Source organism: Streptomyces sp. NPDC005202 (assembly GCF_040608235.1).
Classification (GTDB): domain Bacteria; phylum Actinomycetota; class Actinomycetes; order Streptomycetales; family Streptomycetaceae; genus Streptomyces.
Genome location: NZ_JBEXHW010000001.1, coordinates 68,931 through 94,467, shown reverse-complemented (window position 1 = coordinate 94,467; position 25,537 = coordinate 68,931). Strand labels below are relative to the sequence as shown.

17 protein-coding genes and 3 pseudogenes are annotated in these 25,537 nt (G+C 73.0%); 5 read left to right on the top strand and 15 right to left on the bottom strand.

What is annotated here, in order from left to right; translation table 11 throughout:
- Positions 1 to 174 precede the first annotated feature (174 nt).
- The 3 genes and pseudogenes from ABZV31_RS00380 to ABZV31_RS00370 all read right to left on the bottom strand — a co-directional run bounded on the left by ABZV31_RS00380 (position 175) and on the right by ABZV31_RS00370 (position 3,637).
- Positions 175 to 1,275 carry a PfkB family carbohydrate kinase gene (locus ABZV31_RS00380; protein ID WP_355887514.1) on the bottom strand — a complete coding sequence of 367 codons (1,101 nt, stop codon included), beginning with the start codon at positions 1,273 to 1,275 and terminating at the stop codon, positions 175 to 177.
- Positions 1,276 to 1,455: 180 nt separating this feature from the next.
- On the bottom strand, positions 1,456 to 2,745 hold the full coding sequence (locus tag ABZV31_RS00375; protein WP_355886093.1) for a glucarate dehydratase family protein: 1,290 nt from the start codon (positions 2,743 to 2,745) through the stop codon (positions 1,456 to 1,458).
- A pseudogene (locus ABZV31_RS00370) lies at positions 2,742 to 3,637 on the bottom strand (5-dehydro-4-deoxyglucarate dehydratase). Before ABZV31_RS00370 ends, ABZV31_RS00375 begins: the two are co-directional and overlap by 4 nt.
- Positions 3,638 to 3,791: 154 nt before the next feature.
- Here ABZV31_RS00370 and ABZV31_RS00365 point away from each other — a divergent pair.
- Positions 3,792 to 4,573 (top strand): annotated as a pseudogene (locus tag ABZV31_RS00365) (IclR family transcriptional regulator).
- Positions 4,574 to 4,751: 178 nt separating this feature from the next.
- The gene (locus ABZV31_RS00360; protein WP_355886090.1) at positions 4,752 to 6,065 is read left to right on the top strand and encodes an MFS transporter; all 1,314 of its coding nucleotides are present in this window, start codon (positions 4,752 to 4,754) and stop codon (positions 6,063 to 6,065) included.
- Positions 6,066 to 6,246: 181 nt separating this feature from the next.
- On the opposite strand, the gene ABZV31_RS00355 is transcribed toward ABZV31_RS00360, so the two are convergent.
- From ABZV31_RS00355 to hrcA, 10 genes are all read right to left on the bottom strand, one after another.
- Positions 6,247 to 7,245, bottom strand: a complete 999-nt coding sequence (locus tag ABZV31_RS00355) for an adenosine deaminase (RefSeq protein ID WP_355886087.1) — start codon at positions 7,243 to 7,245, stop codon at positions 6,247 to 6,249.
- A 43-nt stretch (positions 7,246 to 7,288) separates the two neighbouring features.
- On the bottom strand, positions 7,289 to 8,221 hold the full coding sequence (locus ABZV31_RS00350) for a ribonuclease Z (RefSeq protein ID WP_355886084.1): 933 nt from the start codon (positions 8,219 to 8,221) through the stop codon (positions 7,289 to 7,291).
- Positions 8,222 to 8,227: 6 nt separating this feature from the next.
- Positions 8,228 to 8,581 (bottom strand): histidine triad nucleotide-binding protein, encoded by a 354-nt coding sequence (locus ABZV31_RS00345; protein ID WP_355886081.1) that lies wholly within the window; start codon positions 8,579 to 8,581, stop codon positions 8,228 to 8,230.
- 169 nt (positions 8,582 to 8,750) lie between these two features.
- Positions 8,751 to 11,996 carry a S41 family peptidase gene (locus tag ABZV31_RS00340; protein ID WP_355886078.1) on the bottom strand — a complete coding sequence of 1,082 codons (3,246 nt, stop codon included), beginning with the start codon at positions 11,994 to 11,996 and terminating at the stop codon, positions 8,751 to 8,753.
- 81 nt (positions 11,997 to 12,077) lie between these two features.
- Complete coding sequence (locus tag ABZV31_RS00335; RefSeq protein WP_355886076.1) at positions 12,078 to 12,653, bottom strand: hypothetical protein; 576 nt, start codon at positions 12,651 to 12,653, stop codon at positions 12,078 to 12,080.
- 489 nt (positions 12,654 to 13,142) lie between these two features.
- Positions 13,143 to 13,535, bottom strand: a complete 393-nt coding sequence (locus tag ABZV31_RS00330) for a VOC family protein (RefSeq protein ID WP_355886073.1) — start codon at positions 13,533 to 13,535, stop codon at positions 13,143 to 13,145.
- 15 nt (positions 13,536 to 13,550) lie between these two features.
- Complete coding sequence (locus ABZV31_RS00325) at positions 13,551 to 14,291, bottom strand: 16S rRNA (uracil(1498)-N(3))-methyltransferase (RefSeq protein ID WP_355886070.1); 741 nt, start codon at positions 14,289 to 14,291, stop codon at positions 13,551 to 13,553.
- The gene (locus ABZV31_RS00320) at positions 14,288 to 15,376 is read right to left on the bottom strand and encodes a nitronate monooxygenase (protein WP_355886068.1); all 1,089 of its coding nucleotides are present in this window, start codon (positions 15,374 to 15,376) and stop codon (positions 14,288 to 14,290) included. Before ABZV31_RS00320 ends, ABZV31_RS00325 begins: the two co-directional genes overlap by 4 nt.
- 78 nt (positions 15,377 to 15,454) lie before the next feature.
- Positions 15,455 to 16,591 (bottom strand): molecular chaperone DnaJ, encoded by a 1,137-nt coding sequence (gene dnaJ / locus ABZV31_RS00315; protein WP_355886065.1) that lies wholly within the window; start codon positions 16,589 to 16,591, stop codon positions 15,455 to 15,457.
- Positions 16,592 to 17,608 (bottom strand): heat-inducible transcriptional repressor HrcA, encoded by a 1,017-nt coding sequence (gene hrcA / locus ABZV31_RS00310; protein WP_355886063.1) that lies wholly within the window; start codon positions 17,606 to 17,608, stop codon positions 16,592 to 16,594. It lies immediately after the preceding gene.
- A 169-nt stretch (positions 17,609 to 17,777) separates the two neighbouring features.
- Between hrcA and ABZV31_RS00305 the strand changes: the two genes are divergently transcribed.
- Positions 17,778 to 18,503 carry an MBL fold metallo-hydrolase gene (locus tag ABZV31_RS00305; RefSeq protein WP_355886060.1) on the top strand — a complete coding sequence of 242 codons (726 nt, stop codon included), beginning with the start codon at positions 17,778 to 17,780 and terminating at the stop codon, positions 18,501 to 18,503.
- A 32-nt stretch (positions 18,504 to 18,535) separates the two neighbouring features.
- A complete protein-coding gene (locus ABZV31_RS00300; RefSeq protein ID WP_355886058.1) occupies positions 18,536 to 19,339 on the top strand; it encodes a DUF3097 domain-containing protein in 804 nt (267 codons plus the stop codon).
- 1 nt (position 19,340) lies between these two features.
- Here the strand turns inward: ABZV31_RS00300 and hemW are convergent, their stop codons facing one another.
- A complete protein-coding gene (gene hemW / locus ABZV31_RS00295) occupies positions 19,341 to 20,573 on the bottom strand; it encodes a radical SAM family heme chaperone HemW (RefSeq protein ID WP_355886056.1) in 1,233 nt (410 codons plus the stop codon).
- A 59-nt stretch (positions 20,574 to 20,632) separates the two neighbouring features.
- A complete protein-coding gene (locus ABZV31_RS00290; RefSeq protein WP_355886053.1) occupies positions 20,633 to 22,564 on the bottom strand; it encodes an ATP-binding SpoIIE family protein phosphatase in 1,932 nt (643 codons plus the stop codon).
- Between the two features lie 190 nt (positions 22,565 to 22,754).
- Between ABZV31_RS00290 and ABZV31_RS00285 the strand changes: the two are divergent.
- Positions 22,755 to 25,536: pseudogene (locus tag ABZV31_RS00285) on the top strand (response regulator).
- The last annotated feature ends 1 nt before the right edge of the window (position 25,537 follow it).

The following is a 25,537-nucleotide window of genomic DNA, read 5'->3' as shown; positions in this document are numbered from 1 at the left end:
GGCGGGTTCCGGTGGAAAACCTGGCGTGGGGCGTTTGCGGGCAGGAGACAACCACGTGAAGGCGCACCGAACTTGGGCCCGGCCGGCGGTGCGCCGTTCAGGCCGGTATGTGCATACGGGGGCGAGCCCCCGGCGGGGTCGGCGGGTTCGGGGGCGCGGCCCCGCGTCGGCCGGTCACGCCGACCTGCGGAACCCGATGGTCGGCACGGCCCTCCGACGCGGCCACGACGCGACGCCGGCCTCCGGCACCAGGTCCTCCAGGAACGCGTAGCGCCTCAGGGCCGCCGGGTCCTGGCCGTCCACCGACTGGACCCTGCGCCACCAGGCCGCGATCTCGAACCAGCCGGGGGCCGAAAGGGAGCCGCCGAACTCCTGCACGGAGAGGGCGGCGGTGAGGCCCGCGAAGGCGAGGCGGTCGGCCAGCGGCCAGCCGGCCAGGGTGCCGGTGACGAAGCCGGCGACGAAGACGTCGCCCGCGCCCGTGGGATCGAGCGCCTCGACCTCGATCGCGGGGACCTCGGCGCTCTCCCCCGTGCGCCGGTCGACCGCGTAGGCGCCGTCCGCGCCCAAAGTGACCACCGCGAGCGGTACGTGCGCGGTGAGCGCGTGCGCGGCGGCGCGCGGGCAGTCGGCGCCCGTGTAGCGCATCGCCTCCTCGGCGTTCGGCAGGAAGGCCTCGCAGTGCTCCAGGTCGGCCAGCCCCGCCAGGTCCCAGGCGCCGGTGTCGTCCCAGCCGACGTCCGCGAAGATGCGCGTACCCTTCCGGGCGGCCTCCGCGATCCAGGGGGCGCGCCTGCCCGGCGTCAGGGACGCCACGGCGGCACGCGCGCGGGGCGGGCAGTCCGGCGCGGGCGCGTCCGGGGGCGGCTCGTGGCCGTGGGAGACCATCGTGCGCTCGCCCTCGTACGCCATCGAGACGGTGACCGGCGAGTGCCAGCCGGGCACGGTTCGCGACGGGGAGAGGTCGATGCCCTCGCCCTGTTCCAGCGCGTCCCAGCAGTACTCGCCGTAGTGGTCGTCGCCGAAGGCCGCCGCGAGCGACGTCCTCAGGCCGAGGCGGGCCAGCGCGGTCGCCATGTTCGCCACGCCGCCGGGGCTCGACCCCATCCCGCGCGCCCAGGACTCGGTCCCGCGCACCGGGGCGGAGTCGAGCCCGGTGAAGATGATGTCGAGGAAGACGGTGCCCGTGAGGTAGACGTCCCAGGGCGGGTCGTCCGGGGTGCGCAGGGCGGCCAGGGGGTCGACCTGGGCGTGGCCGTGCGGGATTCCGACAATGTACTCCGGTCCCTCTCCTGCGGACGCGTTGGACGCGGTCACGGTGCGCTCCCTGACGTGGTGCGGATCTGGCCAGTGTGCACCAGACCACCGACAACACGTCGGCGGTCACGCCGGAGCGACCGGTCACATCAGGCAGCGGCGGACCCCGGGGCCGTCCGGAAACCGGCCATCACCCGCCTACCAGCGAGGCACCGCGGGCGTGACCCACTCGGGGTCGGCGATGCGCATCGCGGCCGCGTCGTCGCGGTCCCTGAGCGAGCCGTCGTTCTCGGCCCACCGGCGGTGCAGGCGGGCCAGCTTGTCGCGGTCGAGTTCGACGCCGAGGCCGGGGCCGTCCGGGACGGTGACCTTGCCGCCGTCGAAGGTGAGGCGTTCGGTCAGGACGTCCTCCGACTGCCAGGGGTAGTGGCTGTCGCAGGCGTGGTGGAGGTTCGGGACGGTGGCCGCCACGTGGGTCATCGCGGCCAGGCTGATCCCCAGGTGGGTGTTGGAGTGCATCGACACGCCGACGCCGAAGGTGCGGCACATGGCCGCCAGGTGCTGGGTGTTGCGCAGACCGCCCCAGTAGTGGTGGTCGGAGAGCACCACCTGGACGGCGTCCTTGGTGAAGGCCTCCTTGATCTCGTCGAAGGTCGTCACGCACATGTTGGTGGCCAACGGCACATCGGTCCGCGCCGCCACCTCGGCCATGGCGGGCGTGCCCAGCGCGGGGTCCTCCAGGTACTCGAGGACGTCCCCCAGTTCCTGAGCCACCTTCACCGACGTCTCCACCGACCAGGCGCCGTTGGGGTCCAGGCGCAGCGGGTGCCCGGGGAAGGCCTCCGCCAGGGCGCGTACGGCGGCGATCTCCTCGTCCGGCGGGAAGACCCCGCCCTTGAGCTTGAAGGAGGTGAAGCCGTACCGCTCCGTGAACCTCCGCGCCTGCTCGACGACCCCGGCCGGGTCGAGGGCGGCACCCCAGTCGTCCGGTTCGCACGCCACGCCCTCAGGGTGGTCGGCCCACTTGTAGAAGAGGTAGGCGCTGTACTCGACGGCGTCCCGCACCTTGCCGCCCAGCAGCGCGTGCACGGGCAGGCCGAGCGCCTTGCCGAGGGCGTCGAGGCAGGCGACCTCGAAGGCGGAGACGACGGACAGCCGCAGCTTGTCGGCGGTCTGGACGCCGCGCAGCCCGCCGACGTCGACGGCGCCGTCGATACGGGAGGCGTCCACAGCGACGTCGAGCGTGAACAGGCCGTTGAGATCGGAGACCTGGCGGCCGACCAGCCGGTCGGCGATGGGGCGGGCCAACTCCAGGTACTTGGTGTCGCCGTACGTCTCGCCGACCCCGGTGACCCCGTCGGCCGTCACCACCTCCACGATCAGGCGCGGCGTGTACGGCTGGTGGACGCCCTGCGTGTTCAGCAGCGGCGGGTCGGCGACCAGGATCGGCGTCAGGCGTACCTCGGCGATGGTGAGGTCGCGGGTCACAGGGCGGCTCCTACGAGATCGAGTCCGGCGGTCAGCAGGGTGGTGAGGTCGGCCAGGTCGCCGGGCGAGGGGTCGGTGAGCGGGGCGCGCACGGGGCCGACGGGGTGGCCGCGCAGCCGGGCCGCCGCCTTCACCAGGGACACGGCGTATCCGGGCACCCGGTCGCGCAGTTCGACGAACGGGACGTAGAAGTCGCGCAGCAGTTTGTCGACCGTACCGCGGTCGCCGTCCCGCAGGGCCGCGAAGAAGGCGTTCGCGATCTCGGGTGCGAAGGCGTGGACGGCGGAGGAGTAGGCGGGGACGCCGACGGCGGCGTAGGCGCGGGCCTGGATCTCGGCGGTGGCGGCGCCGTTGAAGAACAGGAAGCCCTCGGGGGCGGCGAGGGTGAGGCGCTGGAGGCGGTCGAGGTCGCTGTGGCCGTCCTTGAGGCCGATGACGCCGGGGATCCGCGTGATGCGCCGGAACGCCTCGACGTCGTAGGCGACCTGGCCGCGCTGGTAGGTGATGAGCGGCAGGCGGGTGCGGGCCGCGAGGTGCTCCAGCTGGGCGACCAGTCCGTCCTGGGGGCGGCGACGAGGTAGTGCGGCAGGACGAGGAGGGCGTCGGCGCCGGTCTCCTCGGCGATGCGGGCGAACCGGACGGCCTGCGCCCAGCCGTAACCGACGCCGGCCACGACCGGCACACGGCCCGCCGCCTCCTCGACGGCGATCGCGACGACGCGGCGGTACTCGTCCTGGTCCAGCGAGAAGAACTCGCCGGTGCCGCAGGCCGGGAAGACGGCGCCGGGGGCGGCGGCCAGCCGGTCCGCCACATGGGCGCGGAAGCCGTCCGGGTCGAGGGAGCCGTCGTCGTGGAAGGCGGTCAGCGGGAAGGACAGCACGCCGTTCGCCATCCCGTCGCGCAGCCGCCGGGCCACGTCCTCCGTGTCCGTCTCGGGGCTCACGCGCTCATCTCCCTATAGAGACATTATCTATGTATGAAGACAGAGGTTAGATAGGTGAACGGCATGCGTCAACGGTGCGGCCCGGCCCGACTACGATCGGCACATGCCGGACACAGGGGGCGTTCGCGAGGTGAAGTCCGCGGCGCGCACGGTCGAGCTGCTGGAACTGCTCGCGGCGCGCGGCGACCGCCCGGCGCGGCTGCAGGAGCTCGCCGAGGCACTCGACGTGCCGCGCAGTTCGATGTACGCGCTGCTGCAGACCCTGGTCTCCCGCGGCTGGGTCCGGACCGACGTCACCGGCTCGCTCTACGGCATCGGCATCCACGCCCTGCTCACCGGCACGAGCTACCTCGACTCCGACCCGCGCGTGCGCGTCGTACGGCCCTACCTCGACGAGGCCTCGCAGGCGCTGGGCGAGACGATCCACATGGGGCGGCTGGACGGGCGGAACGTGGCCTACCTGGCGACGCGGGAGTCGCACGAATACCTGCGCACGATCAGCCGGGTCGGGCGGCGGCTGCCGGCCCATGCGGGCGCGCTGGGCAAGGCGCTGCTGGCGGAGCGCCCCGACGAGGAGCTGCCCGAGGGCCCGTACGAGGCGCTCACCCCCAACTCCACACGAGCCGCGAGTCGTTGGCGGCCGACCTGGCCGCGGTACGGGCACGCGGGTACTCGGTCGACCGCGAGGAGGGCGTGCTCGGGATCGTCGGCTTCGGGTTCGCGCTGCGGTACGACACCCCGGCACAGGACGCGATCAGTTGCTCGGTGCCGGTGGCCCGGCTGACGGCGGAGCACGAGGAGCGGATCGTTGCGGTGATGCGGGAGGTCAGGGCCAGGATCGAGGCGGCGGCACCGGGGGCGGGGGGCGCGCCGCGCTGGCGCTGAGCGCTCTCGTCTACCCGGTCTTCGGGGGCACAAACGCAACGTGTGCCACATCACACCCCCCGGCCTCCCTCGCCCCACCCCTCGCTTGATACAAATTGCCCGCGCGTTCCCGTCCGTCGACGGTCGGCGCCCCATCCCCCTTTCTGAGCCGCTCCTTTCGCATGCCCCGGGAACGCCCGTGTCCGCCCCTCGCACCCTCCCCTGGCCCCTCGTCGCCCTGTTCACGGCCGGGTACCTCGCCTCCTACCTGCTGCCGACGACCGTCGGCCGGCTGGACGCGGGGCTGCCGCTGTCCGCGACGCAGGCGGGAGCCGTCGGCAGCGCACTGCTGCTGAGTTCGGCCTCGGCCGGGTTTCTGCTGGCGATGAGCATCCCCCCTGGTCGAGCGAAGTCGAGAGCCTCGGGGAGGGTGGAGCGGATCGGGGCGCGGACCCTCGCCCGCGCCGGGCTCGCGCTCGCTGTCCTCGGCTACGGCGGGGCCGCGCTGACCGACGCCGTCCCGGCGGTCGTCGCCGGTCTGGTCGTCGGCGGGTTCGGATCCGGTACGGTCACCACGGTCGCCGCCACCGGAATCGCCGCCCAGCGCGACCCGCACCGCATCTCCGCCCTCGGGCTGCTCGGCGTCTCCGCGCTCGCGGGCGCGATCTACCTGACGGTGCCTCACCTCGGTGCGGGGCACGGCCTGCCACCGGCCGCGATCGCACTCACCGCGCTCGCCGTGTGGCCGCTCACCGGCCGTCTCCCGCTCCGTACGGCCGCCGCCCGCACGTCCGTTCAGGACGCCTCTCGGCTCCCCCACGTGCGCTCCGGGCTCGTGCTCGCCGCCGGCATGCTCTGCTGGTCCCTCGCCCAGAACTCCCTGTGGGGCGTCAGCGGCCGCATCGGCCTCACCCAGGCGCACCTCGGCGAGGCCACCGTCGGCGCGGTGTTCGCGGCGGCGCTCGGCGCCGGGCTGCTGGGAGTGATCGGGGCGGGCGCCCTCGGACCGCGCCTGGGCCGGGCGCTGCCGATCGGCGCGGGCACGGCGCTCATCGCGGCCTGCATCGCGCTCAGCGCCTCGGCGACCGACCTGACGACCTTTGCGACGGGCGAGATCGCCTGGAACACGCTCTACCCGATCGTCCTGTCCTACGTGATCGGCCTCGCCGCCTCCCTCGACCCGCGCGGCCGCTGGACGGTGCTCGTCGGCTCGGCGTCGTCCCTGGGCACGGCCGCGGGACCGCTGACCGGCAGCGTGCTGTCCGCGCAGGCCGGCTTCCCGGTCATGGGGGCGGTCCTCGCCGTGGGTCTGCTGGTGATCGCGCTGCCGCTGACCGCGGTGGCCCTGCGCACCGGCGGGCGCCCGCTGCGCGGCGGGACGCGCCTCGACGCCCCGGAGCAGCCGGTCGTGGAGATCCCGGTGAACGCCCGGGCCGCCTCTGCCCGGCGGGCCTACGGCACGGCGGGACCCCAGCAGACGGCGGCCGCCGCACCGGGGCCCGGGACCGATTAGGGCCTGTCTGACACTGCGCGTCGGATCAGCCCGCGGCGTCTGGTGCCGTGCATCGCAAGGCGGAGGGTCGCCCGCGTACTGGGGGTACGCGGGCGTGCCCGACAACGCAGCGAGGTGCGGTGCCAGTCGTTGCGGGCCCGGCGGGAAATGTCAGACAGGTCCCAGCTCAGACAGGTCCCAGCTAGGGCTGCGGGAACTCGTAGGCCTCCACCTCGGCGAGGTAGCGCTGCCGCCGCTCCTCGTCGTGCTCCAGGAAGGAGGCGACGAAGGAGTTGCGGGCCAGTTCGCGCAGGCGGTCCTCGCTCAGGCCCAGGGTGTGGCGTACGGCGTCGAAGGTGTCGCCGACGTAGCCGCCGAAGTACGCGGGGTCGTCGGAGTTGACCGTGCACAGCAGGCCGGCGTCCAGCATGGCGGGCAGCGGGTGGTCGGCGAGGGTGTCGACCGTGCGGAGCCGGACGTTCGACAGGGGGCACAGGGTCAGCGGGATCCGGTCGCGGACGAGACGCTCGACCAGCGCGGGGTCCTCCATGCAGCGCAGACCGTGGTCGACGCGCTCGACGCCGAGCACGTCGAGGGCCTCGGTGATGTACTCCGGCGGCCCCTCCTCACCCGCGTGCGCCACGCGCCGCAGGCCGAGGGCGGCGGCGGCCTCGTACACCTCGCGGAACTTCACCGGCGGGTGGCCGACCTCGGCCGAGTCCAGGCCGACACCCACGATCCGGTCGAGGTACGGCTTGGCCCCCAGAAGGGTCTCCATCGCCGACTCGGCGGACTCGTCCCGCAGGAAGCACAGGATCAGCTGGGTGGAGACGCCGTGGTTCTCCTCGCTGCGGCCGAGCGCCCGCCACAGTCCCTCGACGACCGTGCCCATGTCCACCCCGCGCGCCAGGTGCGCCTGCAGGTCGAAGAAGATCTCCGCGTGCCGCACGCCCTGCGCGGCGGCTCGGGCCAGGTAGGCGTTGGCGAGGTCCTCGAAGTCCCGCTCGGTGCGCAGGACGGCCATGAGCTCGTAGTACAGGTTGAGGAAGGACTGGAGGTCCTCGAACCGGTAGGCCCTGCGGAGCTCGTCGGTATCCGCGTAGGGCAGCGACACGCCATTGCGCGCGGCCAGCTCGAACGCCAGCTCGGGCTCGAGGGTGCCTTCGATGTGGAGGTGCAGTTCAGCTTTCGGCAGGGGCATCGAAGCATCGTAGGCATGCGGCGGACGATCCGGAACGCGGGGTTCAGCGCCGCTTCGGCACCGGCACCCTCACCAGGTCGCGCGCCACGGTCAGCTCCCCCTCGAAGCCCGCCGCCCGCGCCTGCCGCTCGAACTCTCCCCCGCACTCCGTCCGGGAGGTGCCCCCGGGCTCGGCGTAGCGCTGGCTGAAGTGGGTGAGGACCAGATGCCGTACGCCGGCCTCCTGCGCCACCCGAGCCGCCTGACCAGCCGTCAGGTGACCGTGCTCGACGGCGAGTTCCTCGTCCTCGTCCAGGAAGGTCGACTCGATGACGAGCAGGTCGCAGCCCTCGGCCAGGGCGTGCACCCCGTCGCACAGCCGCGTGTCCATGACGAACGCGAACCGCTGTCCGCGCCGCACCTCGCTCACCGCCTCCAGCGGGACGCCCCCGAGGGATCCCTCCCGCTGGATGCGGCCCACGTCCGGGCCCTTGATCCCGTGCGCGGCGAGCCGTTCGGGCAGCATGCGGCGCCCGTCGGGCTCGACGAGGCGGTAGCCGTAGGACTCCACGGGATGGGAGAGCCGGCGCGCCTGGAGGGTGTATGCGGGGGTCACCGCGAGGTCGCCGTCGGTGTCGACCGGCGCCTCGGTCAGCTGCACGGTCTCCCGGTACGCGGTGGCGTACCGCAGACGGTCGAAGAAGCGCTTGCCGGAGCGCGGGTAGTGCGCGGTGATCTCGTGCGGCACCTGGTCCAGGTTGATCCGCTGGACCACCCCGGCCAGGCCCAGCGAGTGGTCGCCGTGGAAGTGCGTGATGCAGATCCGGTTCAGGTCGTGCGCCGCGACCCCGGCGCGCAGCATCTGGCGCTGCGTGCCCTCGCCGGGGTCGAACAGGATGCCCTCGCCGTCCCAGCGCAGCAGGTAGCCGTTGTGGTTGCGGTGCCGGGTCGGGACCTGGCTGGCGGTGCCGAGGACCACCAGTTCACGTACGGACACGGCGGCTTACCCGGGCGGCCACTGCAGGCCGCGGCCGCCGAGCACGTGGGCGTGGGCGTGCCAGACGGTCTGGCCGGCGCCGGTGCCGGTGTTGAAGACGATGCGGTAGCTCTCCAGCTTGTCCCCGTCGGCGACGGCCTGGGTCTCGCGCAGGACGTCCGCGGCGAGGGCCGGATCGCCGGCGGCGAGCGTGGCGGCGTCCCGGTAGTGCGCCTTGGGGACCACCAGGACGTGGGTGGGCGCCTGGGGGTTTATGTCACGGAAGGCGACGGTCGTCTCCGTCTCACGCACGATCGTCGCCGGCACGTGCCCTGCGACGATCTTGCAGAACAGGCAGTCGTCCTGCGGCTCCCCTGCCATGCGAGTACTCCTCATGCCGGTGATCTCTTGGGGGCATCGTATCGAGCCGGTGCACTGTGCAGCGCCGGTGACCAACCAGCCCGTCCAGGGGTCCCCTGCTCGAAAAGCCCGGGGGCGACCGAGGACGTTCAGGCCGAAGCGGGGGTGCGGGGCGGCAGCCCCTGGACGGTCACGGCAGCGACGGCGGCGTCCTGGCGGGCGCTTCCTCAAGGGCGGCCAACGCCAGCCTGATCGCCTCGTCCAGCTGCACGTCCCTCCCGGCCGCATGATCCTGCGGGCGCTGCACCACTTCCACGTCGGGATCGACGCCGTGGTTCTCCACGCCCCACGCGTAACCCTCCAGCCAGAATGCGTACTTCGGCTGCGTGATCAGCGTGCCGTCGACCAGGTGGTAGCGGCTGTCGATGCCGATGACGCCGCCCCAGGTGCGGGTGCCGACCACCGGGCCGATGCCGAGCGCCTTGATCGCCGCGTTGACGATGTCGCCGTCGGAGCCGGAGAACTCGTTGGCGACGGCCACGACGGGACCGCGGGGCGCGTCCATCGGGTAGCTGTACGGCCGCATGCCGCGCGGCACGCCCCAGCCGACGATCCGCCGGGCCAGCTTCTCCACGACGAGCTGGGAGGTGTGGCCGCCGCGGTTCTCGCGCACGTCGACGACGAGGCCCTCGCGGCCCACCTCGACGCGCAGGTCCCGGTGGATCTGCGCCCAGCCGGGCGCCTGCATGTCCGGCACGTGCAGATAGCCGAGCCGGTCGCCGGACTTCTCGTGGACGTACGCGCGCCGGTCGGCCACCCACGCGTGGTAGCGCAGGGGCTCCTCGTCCGCGACCGGCACGACCACCGCGTGCCGCACCTCGCCGCCGCCGGACGGCAGGACGGTCAGCTCGACCGGCTTTCCGGCCGTACCGACCAGGAGCGGGCCGGGGCCCGTCACCGGGTCGACCGGCTGCCCGCCGACCGCGACGATCGCGTCACCGGCGCGCACCGCGACGCCGGGCGCGGCGAGCGGGCTGCGCGCCTCCGGGTCGGAGGTCTCCGAGGGCAGGATGCGGTCGATGCGCCACCAGCCGTCCTCGTGGCGGGAGATGTCGGCGCCGAGCAGGCCCTGCCGGGCGCCGTGGCCGTGTCCGCCGTGGGGCACGACGTAGGCGTGCGAGGTGCCGAGCTCGCCGTGCACCTCCCACAGCAGATCGACCAGGTCGTCGTGGGTGGCGATGCGGTCCAGGACGGGCCGGTAGCGGTCGAGGACACCGTCCCAGTCGACCCCGTTCATGTCCGGCCGCCAGAAGTGGTCCCGCATGATTCGGCCGGTCTCCTCGTACATCTGCCGCCACTCGGCGGCCGGGTCGACGGTCTGCCGGACCCGGCCGAGGTCGACGGTGATGTTCGAGTCGCTGTCGTCGTCGCCGGAGGCGCGCCGGTCGCTGGGAACGACCTTCAGCTTGCCGTCGGTCCACAGCAGGATGCGCTTGCCGTCACCGCTGACCTCGAAGTGGTCGGCGTCGGCGGCGAGGTGCTCGATGCGCTGCTGGGCGAGGTCGTAGCGCTCCAGCTCGGTCTTCGGATCCGGGTCGTCGGGCGTGGCGCGGGAGGCGCCGAGGACGCCGCGCACCGGGTGCCGCAGCCACAGCACGCCGTCCTTGGCGGCGCGCAGGTTGGAGTAGCGGGCCGCCTCGACCGGGAAGGGCACGATGCGGTCGGCGAGGCCCTCGAGGTCGATCCGGGTGGCCGGGGTGCCCTCGCTGTCGGGCGTCTCCTCCCTGTCGGGGGTTTCGAAGGGGCGGCCGTGCCGCTGCGGGCCGAACGGGGAGGGTGTGGTCGCCGCCAGGGTGATCAGGTGCGGGCGGGAGCCCTCCACGAACGCCAGGTCGAAGACGTGCTCGTCGTAGACCGGGTCGAAGGAGCGGTTCGACAGGAAGGCAAGGTGCTTGCCGTCGAGGGTGAACGCCGGCGCGTAGTCCTGGAAGCGCAGCGGGGTCGCCTCGGTGACCGACAGGTCGGTGGTGTTGGCGAGCCGGAGCTGGCTGAGCGGGCGCGGGCCGGGGTGCGACCAGGCGAGCCAGGCGGAGTCGGGCGAGAAGGCGAGGTCGCTGACGTCCCCGTCCTCGCTGCGGTCGACCTCGCGCACCTCGCCGGTCTCCCGCTCGACGAGCAGCAGCCGCCCGTCGTGCGAGGCGACGGCGGCGACGGTGCCGTCGGGTGCCATGGCGAGCTCAAGGACGCGGCCGAGCTGCCCGGCGGCGAGCCGCCGCGGGGTGGCGCCGACGGCGACGCCGGTGGCTGGCGCGAACTCCAGGGCGTCGTCGCCCTCGGCGTCCGTCACCCACACCACCCACTCCTCGCCGTCCGCGCGGAAGGTGCGCGGCAGCCGGGCCCGTACGCCGGGCTGCGCGGCGAGCGCGCGGGCGGGACCGGAGCGGTGGGTGACCCAGTGGACGGCGCCGCGCACGGCGACCGCGCTGCCGCGGGCGGTGTGGTCGGGGGCGGCGGAGCCGAACCAGCGGGAAGCGTTCACCGGGTACGGCTGCAAGTCCACGCGCGGCCCGCCGAGCCGGACGTCCAGCCGGCGCGGCTCGGCGCCGTCGAGGTCGTCCAGCAGCCACAGTTCACCGGCACTGGAGTAGACGACGCGGGTGCCGTCGGTGGCGGCGTGGCGGGCGTAGAAGCCTCCCCCACTCTCGGCTTCGCTCGAGCGGGAGGTACCCCCATGGGGGGTGTGCCGGCGCAGGTCGGAGCCGTCGGCGAGGGAGGAGTACAGCGCGCCGGTGCCCTCGTGGTCGGAGAGGAACGCGATCCTCCCCGTCCCCACCCACAGCGGGTACTCGATGTTGCCGTCCAGCTCCTCGTGGAGCCGTACGAACTCGCCGTCGTCCTGGCGGTCGATCCACAGCTTGCCCGCCGTGCCGCCCCGGTACCGCTTCCACCAGGCCGCCTCACGTCCCATGGGCGCGGACAGCAGCACGGTGTGCGGGCCGTGGGCCACGTCCCCGACAGGTCCGTACGGCAGGGTGGTGGCCGGTCCGCCGTCGAGCGGGACGGCACGCGCCCAGGTGCGGCGCAGGCTCGCCTGGCCGTGGGTGCTGATGGCGAGCACGTCGCCGTCCGGGGTCCAGCCGCACACCCGGGTCTTCCAACTGCCCCAGTGCGTCAGGCGCTTGGCGGGCCCGCCGTCGATCGGGGCGATGTGCACCTCGGGCGCGCCGTCGCGGGTGGAGGTCCAGGCGACGGTCGTGCCGTCGGGCGAGATGCGGGGGTGGTGCACCGGTACGTTGTCGGCGCTGACCCGCCAGGCCCGTCCGCCGTCCAGGGGCGCGAGCCACACGTCGTCCTCGGCGGTGAAGGCGACCAGCTCGCCGTGCAGATGCGGAAACCGGAGATACGCAGACGATGCAGGCAATGCTGACTGAGTCACCCGATCACCCTACGCAGCGGCGGCACCCGCGGACAGGGGTTTGGATCACTTCCTGCCCACGTCACGGCCGGAGTTGCGGCCTCACTTGCCCTCGACGGGCCAGCAGGTGGGATCCCCCTTGCACCAGATCGTCCTCGTGACGGTCACCGTGACCGTCGGGCCGGGCTGCCCGTGGGTGGGCCGGTACGTGACGGGCGGGGTGTACGTGGGGCCGGTGGTGGCGCTGCAGTCGCCGAGCCCGTGGACGTGGAACCACACCTTGCCGCCCACCTTGGCGGTCAGATCCCCGCGCACGCAGGCGCCGTCGACGGCCCGGGTGACCTTCCCGGTGACGGTGATGTCCCGCCCGTCGTTCGTCTGCCCCCGGCAGTCGACGGAGGCGACGGTCGTCTCGGACGCCGACGGCGTCGACTTCCCGGGCGTGTACGCCTTGTTGCCGCTTCCGTAGGTGGCCGTGCAGCTGAGCCAGCGCACGGACGCGTGCTGCCGGTTCAGTTCCGCGGTCGCGGTCCTGTCGGTCGTGTAGGCCACCGACGCGGAGCTCAGCCCGCCGGGGTCACACGCGACGGCCCCGCCCGCGGCGGCCACCGCGAGCCCCGCCGCGGCCATCACCCGCCGCCCGCGTGCCCGCCGCCGAATCCGCCTCCATACCCCCATGCACGGCAGACTGCCACCGACGCGCCCCGCGCGGTAGAGCGCATACGGCCACGGCACGCTCCCCCGCATCGCCACCGGGTGCCGGTCACGTCACGCCCACGGCCGGTGCGTTCACCGACGCCGGCGCGGACCGCCTACCGTGGACGGATGCGCGACGACCGCAGGCTCAGACGACTCGTCGTGGACGAGGCCACCACCTACCTGTGGTCGGTCCGCCACCGGCACCGTGACGCGGTCGGCGACGCCTGCCGGGAGGTGCTCACCCTGTACCGCGACGGGATCCGCACCCGCATCGTCTTCCGCGCGGGTGAGGGGCGGTACGTCGCCGACGGGTACTGGTACTCGGGATGCCTGACCGATGGACGGGGGAATCTACTGAACCTGCGCGAACCCGGTGTCGTACGCGCCCTCGTCGACGAGGCCCGGCGCCGCGGGCTGCTGCACGGGGCCGTGGACGTGGACGGCTGGAGCTGTTCGAGACGGTCGCCGTCAGCCGCGCAGCAGCAGCCACTCCTGAAGTTCGACGAGGTTCCCCTCCGGGTCCTTGAGGTGGGCGACGCGCATGCGGTCGGTCATGGAGGCCGGCCCGTGCAGGAGGGTCGCGCCGCGGGCGGTGATCTCGGCGCAGTAGGCGTCGAGGTCGTCCACGCGCAGCACCACCAGCGAGCGGTGCCCGGTCGCCTCGTCGCCCAGTTCGCCCAGCACCTCGGCCATCATCGCCCGGTCCTGCAGGGCGATGCCCGCGGAGCCCGTGGCGGGGCTGAACTTCTCGTACGGTCCCTGCGTCGCCCCCGACTGCGGCTTGAGTCCGAGCACCTCCGCGTAGAAGCGGTAACAGGCGGCGAAGTCGGTGACGAGCAGCCGGACTTGGGCGAGTTCCACAGTTCCCCCCACAGGTCAGGACCAGCGGCCGGTACGGCCCAGGAGCAGGGCCGCCGCCGCGGTCCCGGCGGTCGATGTACGCAGCACGGTACGCCCCAGCCGGTACGGCCTCGCCCCCGCCTCCTCGAACAGCGCCAGCTCCTCCGGGGACACGCCGCCCTCCGGGCCGACGACCAGCACGATCTCGCCCCCGGTGGGGAGTTCGGCGGTGGCCAGGGGTTCGTCGCCGCTCTCGTGGAGCACGGCGGCGAAGTCGGCTTTGGCGAGAAGTGCGGCAACCTGCTTGGTCGTCGCCGCGTCCGCGACCTCCGGGAAGCGGACCCGCCGGGACTGTTTGCCGGCCTCACGGGCCGTCGACCGCCACTTGCCGAGCGCCTTCAGCCCGCGGTCGCCCTTCCACTGCGTGATGCAGCGGGAGGCGGACCACGGCACGATCGCGTCGACGCCGACCTCGGTCATGGTCTCGACGGCGAGCTCACCGCGGTCGCCCTTGGGGAGCGCCTGGACGACGGTGATACGGGGGGACTCCGGGGGTTCCTCGACCAGGGACTTGAGGTCCGTCACCACCAGGCGGTCCTTGCCCTCGGCGGCCTTCACCACGCCCTCGATCCAGCGGCCGCGCCCGTCCGTGAGCACCACGTCCTCGCCGGGCCGCAGCCGCTTCACCGAGACCGCGTGCCGTCCCTCGGCGCCGTCGAGCACGAACTCCGGCCCGATGCCGTCGAGTTGGTCGACGACGAACACCGGGGCCGTCACCGCACCTCACCCCCCGACGCGGGGAAGGCCGACAACGCTGTCCTGGCGGCCTCGAGTTCGGCGGCCAGTACCTCCACCAACTGCCCCGCGGGCAGCTCACGCGCCATCCGGTGGCCCTGCCCCGCCCACAGCGCCATGCCCTGCGCGTCGCCCGCCTCGGCTGCCGCCTTGCGCAGCGGGGAGGTCAGGTGGTGGATCTCGGGGTAGGCGGCGGGCGCGTACGGGCCGTGCTCGCGCAGGAAGCGGTTGACCAGGCCGCGGGCCGGCCGCCCGGAGAACGCCCGCGTCAACTCCGTACGGGCGAACAGGGGATCGGTCAGCGCCTGCTTGTGCAGGGCGTGCGCGCCGGACTCGGGCGTGCCGAGGAACGCCGTGCCGAGCTGGGCGGCGCTCGCGCCCGCGGCGAGCACGGCGGCGATCTGGCTGCCGCGCATGATGCCGCCGGCGGCGACGACGGGGATGCTCACCGCCTCGTGGACCTGGGCGACGAGCGCGAGCACGCCGATGCCGGAGCCGTCGTTCTCCGGCAGGTCGCGGTGGGTGCCCTGGTGGCCGCCGGCCTCCACGCCCTGCGCGATCACCGCGTCGGCCCCCGCCCGCTGCACGGCGAGCGCCTCCTCGGCGGTGGTCGCGGTGACGAGGACGAAGGTGCCGGCCCACTGCAGGGAGTCCACGACCTCGCGGGCGGGGACGCCGAAGTGGAAGGAGACCACCGGCACCGGGTTGTCCAGGAGCACGGCGAGTTTGGCGTCGTAGCCGTCGTCGCGTCCGCTGTCCGGGTCGCCGAGCTCGGTCTCGTACCAGGCGGCCTCGCCGGCCAGCTGGTGGGCGTAGAGGTCCACGGCGCCGCACTCGGCGTATTCGGGCTGCGGCATGAACAGGTTCACGCCGAAGGGGCGGCCGGTCAGCCCGCGCAGCTGCTTGATCTCCTGGTACATGCCGTCCGCCGTCTTGTACCCGGCGGCGAGGAAGCCCAGCCCGCCCGCCTCGGACACGGCGGCGGCGAGCTGCGGTACGGAGACGCCGCCCGCCATGGGGGCCTGCACGATCGGATACGGGAAGAGATCGGTCAGCGCGGAGGACATGACCGCATGTTGTCACGTCCTGTGAACAAGTCCGAATCCGGCCGTCCCCCTGGCCGGGCCAAGGGGACGAGGGTCGGATCAGCGCCCGTTGAACGCGTCCTTCAGCCTGGAGAACAGCCCCTGCTGGCCCGGCTGGAACTGGCCCTGCGGGCGTTCCTCGCCGCGGAGTTTGGCCAGCTCGCGCAGCAGACGCTCCTGCTCGAGGTCGAGCTTGGTCGGGGTCTGCACCTCGACGTGGACGATGAGGTCGCCCCGGCCGCCGCCGCGCAGGTGCGTGACACCGCGGCCGTGCAGCGGGATCGACTGGCCGGACTGGGTGCCCGGGCGGATGTCGACCTCCTCCAGGCCGTCGAGGGTCTCCAGCGGCACCTTGGTGCCGAGGGCCGCCGCGGTCATCGGGATGGTGACCGTGCAGTGCAGGTCGTCGCCACGCCGCTGGAACGTCGGGTGCGGCAGCTCGTGGATCTCGACGTACAGGTCACCGGCGGGACCGCCGCCGGGGCCGACCTCGCCCTCGCCCGCGAGCTGGATGCGGGTGCCGTTGTCGACACCGGCCGGGATCTTCACGGTCAGGGTCCGCCGGGCGCGGACGCGGCCGTCGCCGGCGCACTCCGGGCACGGGGTGGGCACCACGGTGCCGAAGCCCTGGCACTGGGGGCACGGGCGGGAGGTCATGACCTGGCCCAGGAAGGACCGGGTGACCTGCGACACCTCGCCGCGGCCGCGGCACATGTCACATGTCTGGGCCGTCGTCCCCGGTGCCGCGCCCTCACCGTTGCAGGTGTTGCACACGACCGCCGTGTCGACCTGGATGTCCTTCGTCGTGCCGAAGGCCGCCTCGTCCAGCTCGACCTCGATCCGGATCATCGCGTCCTGGCCCCGGCGCGTGCGCGAGCGCGGCCCGCGCTGCGACGCCGTGCCGAAGAACGCGTCCATGATGTCGGAGAAGTTCCCGAAGGCACCGGCCCCGAAGCCGCCCGCCCCGGCACCGCCCGACTGTGAGAGCGGGTCGCCACCGAGGTCGTAGACCTGCTTCTTCTGCGGGTCCGACAGCACCTCGTAGGCGGCGTTGATCTCCTTGAACCGCTCCTGGGTCTTCGGATCGGGGTTGACGTCCGGATGCAGCTCGCGCGCGAGCCGCCGGAAGGCCTTCTTGATCTCTTCCTGCGACGCGTCGCGGCGCACGCCGAGTACGGCGTAGTAGTCCGTGGCCACTTACGACTCCGCCAGGATCTGTCCGACGTACCGTGCCACTGCGCGTACCGCTCCCATCGTTCCCGGGTAGTCCATGCGGGTCGGTCCGACCACGCCGAGCTTGGCGACTGCCTCGCCGCCCGAACCGTAGCCGACCGACACGATGGACGTGGAGTTGAGTCCTTCGTAGGCGTTCTCGTGACCGATGCGCACGGTCATGCCCGGATCCTTCGTCTCGCCGAGCAGCTTCAGGAGCACGACCTGCTCCTCCAGCGCCTCCAGAACGGGGCGGATGGTGAGGGGGAAGTCGTGGGCGAAGCGGGTCAGATTGGCGGTGCCGCCGATCATCAGCCGCTCCTCGTTCTCCTCGACGAGCGTCTCCAGCAGGGTGGACAGCACCGTCGACACCGTGCCCCGGTCCTCGACGTCGAAGCCCTCCGGCAGGTCCTCCACCAGCTGCGGCACGTCCGTGAAGCGGCGGCCGGCGACCCGGCTGTTCAGCCGCGCCCGCAGGTCCGCCAGGGACGTCTCCCCGAAGGGGGCCGGGCAGTCGATCATCCGCTGCTCGACCCGGCCGGTGTCCGTGATCAGCACGAGCATCACGCGCGCGGGCGCGAGCGACAGCAGCTCCACGTGCCGCACGGTCGAGCGGGTCAGCGACGGGTACTGCACGACGGCGACCTGCCGGGTCAGCTGCGCGAGCAGCCGGACCGTCCGGGCCACCACGTCGTCGAGGTCGACGGCGCCGTCGAGGAAGTTCTGGATGGCGCGCCGCTCGGGCGCGCTCATCGGCTTGACCTCGGCCAGCTTGTCGACGAAGAGGCGGTAGCCCTTGTCGGTGGGGATGCGCCCGGCGCTGGTGTGCGGCTGGGCGATGTAGCCCTCGTCCTCCAGGGCCGCCATGTCGTTGCGGACCGTGGCCGGCGAGACGCCGAGGTTGTGCCGCTCGGTGAGGGCCTTGGAGCCGACCGGCTCCTCGGTGCCGACATAGTCCTGGACGATGGCGCGCAGCACCTGAAGCCTTCGTTCACTGAGCATCGCGCACACCTCCAGAACGCGTTCCTCGGCTCCTCGCCTGGCACTCGGCGCATACGAGTGCCAGCTTTACCCGGCCCAGTGTACGGCCGTCGGGTACGCCCCCGGCAAGGCCGGTCCCGCGACGGCCTGCGACATCGCGCCGGGGATGCTGTACCGCTAGCGTCGCCGCATGACGGTGACTTGGGAAGGGCTGGGGTGGGAGCAACTGGCACCCGGGGTGGGGCGGTGTCGGCTTCCGGTGTGGGACTGCACGGCGGGGCTGGTCGTCGGGGAGGGCTCCGCGCTGCTGATCGACGCGGGGTCGAGTCTGGCCGAGGGCGCGCGGTTGCGGGCGCAGGCGCAGGAGCTCGCCGGCCGCCGTGTGACGCTTCTCGCGCTCACGCACCCCCACTTCGACCACGTCTTCGGGGCGGCGGCGTTCGCGGGCGCGGAGATCTTCGCCGCGGCGGGCGCGGAGGAGGTGTTCGTCCAGGATCGGGAGGGGCTGCGCGCGGACGCGGTGCGCAACGGACTGGGTACCGGGGCGGCCCAGGAGGCGGCGGACGCCCTCGCACGTCCCCGCCATCAGGTCCGGGAGCGGTGGACCCTCGACCTGGGCGGCTGCCGCGAGGTCCTGCTGGTGAACGTGGGCCCGGGACACACCGCGCACGACCTCGCGGTCGTGGTGCCGGGCGAAATTCCGGTGGTGTTCTGCGGCGATCTGGTCGAGGAGTCCGGCGAACCCCAGGCGGGCCCGGACGCCGTACCGTCCCGGTGGCCCGCCGCCCTCGACCGGCTGCTCGGCCTGGGCGGCGAGGACGCGCTGTACGTGCCCGGCCACGGAGCGGTGGTGGACGCGGAGTTCGTCCGGGCGCAGCGGGACGCCCTGGCGGCACGTTTCGGCGTGTCGCGCTGATCGGGTGCGGGGTTCTCCATATCGTCACTCGAATGCGCCAGTACTCGCCCGACCTGACCCCGCCGTGGAAGAAGCCCGGTTCCGTCCCTGAGGTCCCGGCGGAGCCGGGGCTGGTGGTCGAGGAGCCGGGAACCGGGTTCTGCGGCGCGGTGATCCGCTGCGAGGCCGGCACGGTCACGCTGGAGGACCGCTTCGGCAGGCACCGGGTGTTTCCGCTCCAGCCGCGGGGCTTCCTCCTGGAGGGCCGGGTGGTGACGCTGGTGAAGTCTTCTTCGGGGCCGGTACGACCCACCCGTACGGCATCCGGTTCGGTCGCCGTCCCCGGCGCACGCGCGCGCGTGGCCCGCGCCGGGCGCATCTATGTGGAGGGCCGTCACGACGCCGAACTGGTGGAGCGGGTCTGGGGCGACGACCTGCGCGTCGAGGGCGTGGTCGTCGAGTATCTGGAGGGCGTCGACGACCTGCCCGCCATCGTGGCCGACTTCGCCCCCGGCCCGGACGCCCGCCTCGGCGTCCTCGTCGACCACCTGGTGCCGGGCACCAAGGAGTGGCGCATCGCCGAGTCGGTGACCAGCGAACACGCCCTGGTGGTGGGCCATCCGTACATCGACATCTGGGAGGCCGTGAAGCCGTCGTCGCTCGGGATCGCAGGCTGGCCCCGGGTCCCCCGCGGCCAGGACTGGAAGACGGGCGTGTGCCGGGCCCTGGGCTGGCCGGAGAACACCGGCGCCGCCTGGCAGTACATCCTGTCCCGGGTGCGGTCGTACAAGGACCTTCAGCCGGAGCTGCTGGGCAGGGTGGAGCAGCTGATCGATTTCGTGACCGAGCCCGCGTAGCTCAGTCCACGAGGTCCCGCACCACCGCGTCCGCCAGCAGCCGGCCCCTGAGGGTCAGCACCGCCCGGCCCTCCTCGTACGGCTGCTCCTGGAGGAGTCCGTCCGACAGTGCCCGGCGCGCGGCGGCAAGCCCCTGCTCACGGAGCAGCTTCAGCGGCACCCCCTCGCGCAGCCGCAGCTCCAGCAGGATCCGCTCCACCCGGCGGTCCTCGTCCGTGAGGATCTCCCGGCCGGCGCCCGGGGAGCGGCCCGCGGCGAGGGCCGCCGCGTACGCGCCCGGATGCTTCACGTTCCACCAGCGCACGCCGCCCACGTGGCTGTGGGCGCCGGGGCCCGCGCCCCACCAGTCGGCGCCGCGCCAGTAGAGCTCGTTGTGGAGGCAGCGGCCCGACTCGGAGGTGGCCCAGTTGGAGACCTCGTACCAGTCGAAGCCGGCCGCGGACAGGGTCTCCTCCGCGATCAGGTAACGGTCGGCGTGCACGTCGTCGTCCGTCATCGGGATCTCACCGCGGCGGATGCGGCGGGCGAGCTGTGTGCCCTCCTCGACGATCAGGGCGTAGGCGGAGATGTGGTCCGGCCCGGCGCCCAGGGCCGCGTCCAGCGAGGCCCGCCAGTCGTCGTCCGACTCTCCGGGGGTGCCGTAGATCAGGTCGAGGTTGACGTGCTCGAACCCGGCCGCCCGCGCCTGAGCCACGCACTCCTCGGGGCGGCCCGGCGTGTGCGTGCGGTCGAGGATCCTCAGCACGTGCTGCTTGGCGCTCTGCATGCCGAAGGAGATCCGGTTGAAGCCGCCCTGCCGGAGGGTGGCCAGGTAGGCCGGGTCGACCGACTCCGGGTTCGCCTCCGTGGTGACCTCCGCGTCGGCCGCGAGGCCGAACTCGTCGCGGATCGCCCGCACCATCCGTACCAGGTCGTCCGCGGCCAGCAGCGTGGGCGTACCGCCGCCGACGAAGACCGTGCGGACCTCGCGCGGGTCGTCGCCGAGCACCTTGCGGGCGAGGCGGATCTCGTCGACCAGGGTCTCGGCGTAGTTCTCGCGGGAGGCGAGCACCCCGCCGGTGCCGCGCAGCTCGGTGGCGGTGTAGGTGTTGAAATCGCAGTAGCCGCAGCGGGTCGCGCAGTACGGGACGTGCAGGTAGAACCCGAGGGGGCGCTCGGCGGCCCCGGCGAGCGCGGACGCGGGCAGCGCGCCGTCGTCGGGGACGGGCTCGCCGTCGGGGAGTGCGGAAGGCATGCCTTCCATTGTCCAGCACCGGCGCGGAAGCCCTGCTCGGCCGGCCGGCCCCAGAACCGTTACTCCGCCTGCAGCACCAGCAGCGCCAGATCGTCCTCCGGCGGCCACGCCCCGAACTCATGCACCAGTCGCCGGATGCGCTCGGCGATCAGCTCCGCGTCGAGCCCGGCGCAGCCCGCGAGGGCCGTGGCGAGCCCGTCGCCGTCGTCGAACTGGCGGGAGCCGCTGCGGCGCTCGGTCACGCCGTCGGTGACGCACAGCAGGGTGTCGCCGGGCGCGAGCTCGAAGGTCTCACTGGTGTACGTCTCGTCCTCGACGACCCCGAGGAGAGTCTGCGGCTGCGCGACCGTGCGGACGTCGCCGTCCCGGCCGAGGACCAGCGGCAGCGGGTGCCCGGCGGAGGCCAGGGTGCAGCGGACGCCGCCGTCGAAGGGGGCGAGCTCGCCGTAGAGGAGGGACAGGAAGCGGGTCTGGGGGCCGTCGCCGGGGGCGGGGGTCCGGCCGCCGGCGGCGACCAGGACGCGGGCGGCGGCGTCGGCGGCCTCGGTGGCGTCGTCGAGGAGGAGCTGGTTGAGGCGGTCGAGGACGTCGGGGACGCGGTAGCCCTCGCGGGCCAGCAGCCGCAGCCAGGGCCGGGCGAGCCCGATGACGACGGCGGCCTCGGGGCCCTTGCCCTGCACGTCGCCGACGGCGAAGCACCAGCGGCCGTCGCCGGCCGGGAAGAGGTCGTAGAAGTCGCCGCTCGGCCCGCCCTTGTCGCACGGCTCGTAGACGAGCGCGCTGCGCACTCCGGGGATCTCGGCGACGGCGCCGGGCAGCAGCCCGCGCTGGAGCACGGCGCTGATCGTGGCCTGGCGGGCGTACTGCCGGGCCGCGCCGATGGCAAGCGCCACCCGGCGGCCGAGGTCCTCGACGAGCCCGGTGACCTCGTCGGGGAAGCGCAGCAGCCCGGCCCGCCCGATGACCAGCGTGCCCAGCGGGCGGCCGCCCGCGATCAGGCGGTAGGCGAGCGCCGCGCCGTCCGCCGCGCGCGCACCGAGCGCCGCGCCGGGCCACGGGTAGGGGTCGGGCCCGGACTGTGACGCGTCGGGCGGGCGCGGCGGGTCCTTCTCCAGGGCCCGGCGCAGCTCCTCGATGCGGTTCTCACTGCCGTGCCAGACGCGGGCGAGCCGCGGCCCGGCCGCGCCGGTCCCGTCGCTCCAGCCTCCCCCACTCCCGGCTCCGCTCGAGCGGGGGGACCCCCACCGCACCATCGACTCGTCCTCCAGCCACACCGCGCACCAGTCGGCCAGCCGCGGCACGATCAGCTGCCCGGTGAGCGCGGCGACCAGGTCCTCGTCGAGCTGCCCGGCGAGCAGGTCGGAGGCCTCGGCGAGGAAGGACAGGGCACCGCGGCCCAGCCACTCCCGGTCCCGCTCGGCGCGCTGCGGCTCGGGCGCGAGGATCTCGGCGACACTGAGGCCGCGCTCCATGGCGCGCCCCCCGGCATACGCCTCTGTCCCGTCGGCCGACGAACTCCCCTCGGCGGGCAGTCGCGCCCACACCGTCTTGGCGCCGGTCCGGTAGGTGATGCCCCAGGCCTCGGAGAGCGCGGCGACGAGGCGCAGGCCGCGGCCGTACTCCGGGGTCTCGTACGCCGGCTCGCCGCCGTTGTCCCGTGGGGCGCGGGACGGGTGGTGGTCGGAGACCTCGACGACGAACGCGCCGGTGTCCTGCTCCAGCCGGCAGGTCAGCTCCACGTCGGTGCCCGCGTGCACGACGGCGTTGGTGACCAGTTCGCTGACGACGACCATGGCGTCGTCGGCCAGGCGGTCGGTGGTGACGAGCCCGAGCTCCGTCCACTCCCTGAACGCGGCGCACACCAGAGCGCGGCCGGAGCCCGGCGCGAGGGGACCTCCGGGCAGCGTCGCGCACGCCTGCGCGCGCGCCCCCGCGCCGGCACGGGAAACGGTCTCCCCACGCTCCTCCCATTGCGTCGGAATGGCCCCCATGTACAGCTCCCCGAGCAGTCGGACGAATTGGCCTCGGTCGATGCGGACAGAGTGACAGACTGGCCGCGCCCATAAGCGCCGAGTTACCGAAGTGGGCCGCCATGAGTGAGAACAGTGCACCGCGAGTGCTCGAAGACGGACAGAAACCGGAACAAGTCCGAGCATCGAACTGCGCCCTCTGCTCGCCGCCATGACCGCCGCTCGGGACGGCGACCTCACGAAGGTGCCGGAGACTGGCCACGGGATCGTGGCCGAACTCACCGCCGTCTTCAACCAGATCTGGGACCGCAGCGTGCACTTCGCCTCGGAGATGCAGCGCGTCAAGCGGGAGCTGGTACGGCACGGGCGGCTCGACGAGCGGGTCTCGGCGAGCCCGGGGCAGGGCGCGTGGACGTCCCGCGTCAACGACGTGAACCAGGTGCTCGACGCCCTGGTGGCCCCGGCCGCGAACGCTACGCGCGTGCTGGACGCGGTGGCCGGCGGCGATCTGACCCAGCGCGTCGATCTGCACGACGGCAGCCGCCAGTTGCGCGGGGACCTGCGGCGGCTCGGGCGGGCCGTGAACAGGATGGTCGACCAGCTGTCGCTGTTCACGGGCGGACGGTCGAGGCGACCGGCGAGCTGCTGGAGCTGAAGCTCACCGTGAACACGATGGTCGACCAGCTGTCCGCCTTCGCCGACGAGGTCACGCGCGTGGCCCGCGAGGTCGGATCCGAGGGCCAACTCGGCGGCCAGGCCCGGGTCGAGGGCGTCTACGGCACCTGGAAGCGCCTGACGACCAACGTGAACGAGCTCGCGCTGAACCTGACCACCAGGTCCGCGCGATCGCCGAGGTGGCCTCCGCCGTGGCGCAGGGCGACATGTCCCGCTCCATCACCGTGGAGGCGCGCGGCGAGGTCGCCGAGCTGAAGGGCAACATCAACCTGATGGTGGCCAACCTGCGCGAGACGACCCGCGCGAAGGACTGGAGTCCAACCTGGCTCGCCTGGCCGCCCTGATGCAGGGCCACCGCGACCTGATGGAGGTCGCCGACCTGATCCTGCGCGAGCTGACCCCGCTGGTGAACGCGCAGTACGGCGCGTTCTACCTGGCCGACCCGGACGAGGACAGCGCGGCCCTGCGCACCACCGCGCCCATCAAGGGAGTGGCGTTCATCGCCGGATACGGCGCGGCGCAGGGCGCGATCGTCGAAACCGGCGGGCTTCCGGTGCACGGCCTGGTGGCGCAGGCGGTCCGGGAGAAGAAGCGGATCCTGGTGGAGCAGGCCCCGCCCGACTACATCAAGATCAACAGCGGGCTCGGGGAAGCGGCGCCCACCACGATCGTCATCATCCCGATCCTGTTCGAGGACAAGCTCCTCGGCGTGATCGAGCTGGCCTCCTTCTCCCGCTTCTCCGACGTCCACCTGGCGTTCTTCGACCAGTTCGTGAACACCATCGGCGTCGCGATCAACACGATCATCGCCAACTCCCGCACGGAGTCACTGCTCGGCGAGTCCCAGCGCCTGGCCATGCAGCTCCAGGAGCGCTCGGACGAACTGCAGAAGCAGCAGGCGGAGTTGCAGCGATCGAACGCGGAACTGGAGGAGAAGGCGGCCCTGCTGGCGACCAGCTCGCAGTACAAGTCGGAGTTCCTGGCGAACATGTCGCACGAGCTGCGCACGCCCCTGAACTCCCTGCTGATCCTGGCCCGCCTGCTGTCCGACAACCCCGACGGCCATCTCTCCGACCAGGAGGTGCAGTTCGCGACGACGATCCACCGCTCCGGCTCGGACCTGCTCCAGCTGATCAACGACATCCTGGACCTGTCGAAGATCGAGGCGGGCCGGATGGACGTACGCCCGAAGAAGCTGCCGCTGATCAAGCTGCTCCACTACGTCCACGCCACCTTCCGCCCCTAGCGGCCCGAAGCGGTGAACTTGATCGCGTTGGACAGCAGGTTGCGCAGGATCTGCTGCAGCCGTCCGCGACAGCGACGAGGTGATCGCCTTCGCCGTCTCCGACACGGGCATCGGCATCGCGCCGGAGAAACTCCCGGTCATCTTCGAGGCGTTCCAGCAGGCCGACGGCACCACCAACCGCAAGTACGGCGGCACCGGCCTCGGCCTGTCCATCAGCCGGGAGCTCGCGGGGCTGCTCGGCGGCCGCATCGTCGCCGAGAGCGAGCTCGGCAAGGGGTCCACCTTCACGCTGTACGTCCCCGTCGTCAGCCCCGGTCACACCGCGACCGGCCCGGCCGTCGAGGACCGTGTGCTGCCGGTGCCCGCGCAGCCGGCCGACGAGCCCTTCCCCGCGACCCAGGACACGGACGACTCGTGGCCCGCGCCCACCAAGCTGGAGGCCTGGAAGTCGGGCCGCGCGGGCCAGGTGCTGCCCGGGCGGCGGGTGCTGATCGTGGACGACGACATCCGCAACGTCTTCGCGCTCACCCATGTGCTGGGGCGGGTCGGCATGCCGGTGCTGTACGCGGAGAACGGCCGCGAGGGCATCGAGACGCTGGAGCGCAACCCCGGCGTCGAGCTCGTACTGATGGACATCATGATGCCGGAGATGGACGGCTACGAGACGATCTCCGCCATCCGCCGCGCCCCGCGCTGGGCCGGGCTGCCCATCGTCGCGCTGACCGCGAAGGCGATGCCCGGCGACCGGGAGAAGTCCATCGCCCGCGGCGCCAACGACTACGTACCGAAACCGGTGGACGTCGACCGGCTGCTGACCGTCGTGTGCACACTCCTGGATCCGGACGGCGCGGAGCCGGAGGGGCCTGCCGAGGTCCAGGGGGATGGGGGTACCTCCCTGCTCGAGCGCAGTCGAGAGCTTGGGGGAGCGCAAGGGCCCGAAGGGCCGAGCACGGTCGCTGCCCCGCCGGCGGCGCAGGCGCCTTGGAGGCGGAGCGAGATGGACGAGAGGGAAGGGGGGTCGGGCACGGCATCGGAGGGGAGCGCCGGCGCCGAGGAGGCGACGACCGAGTGAG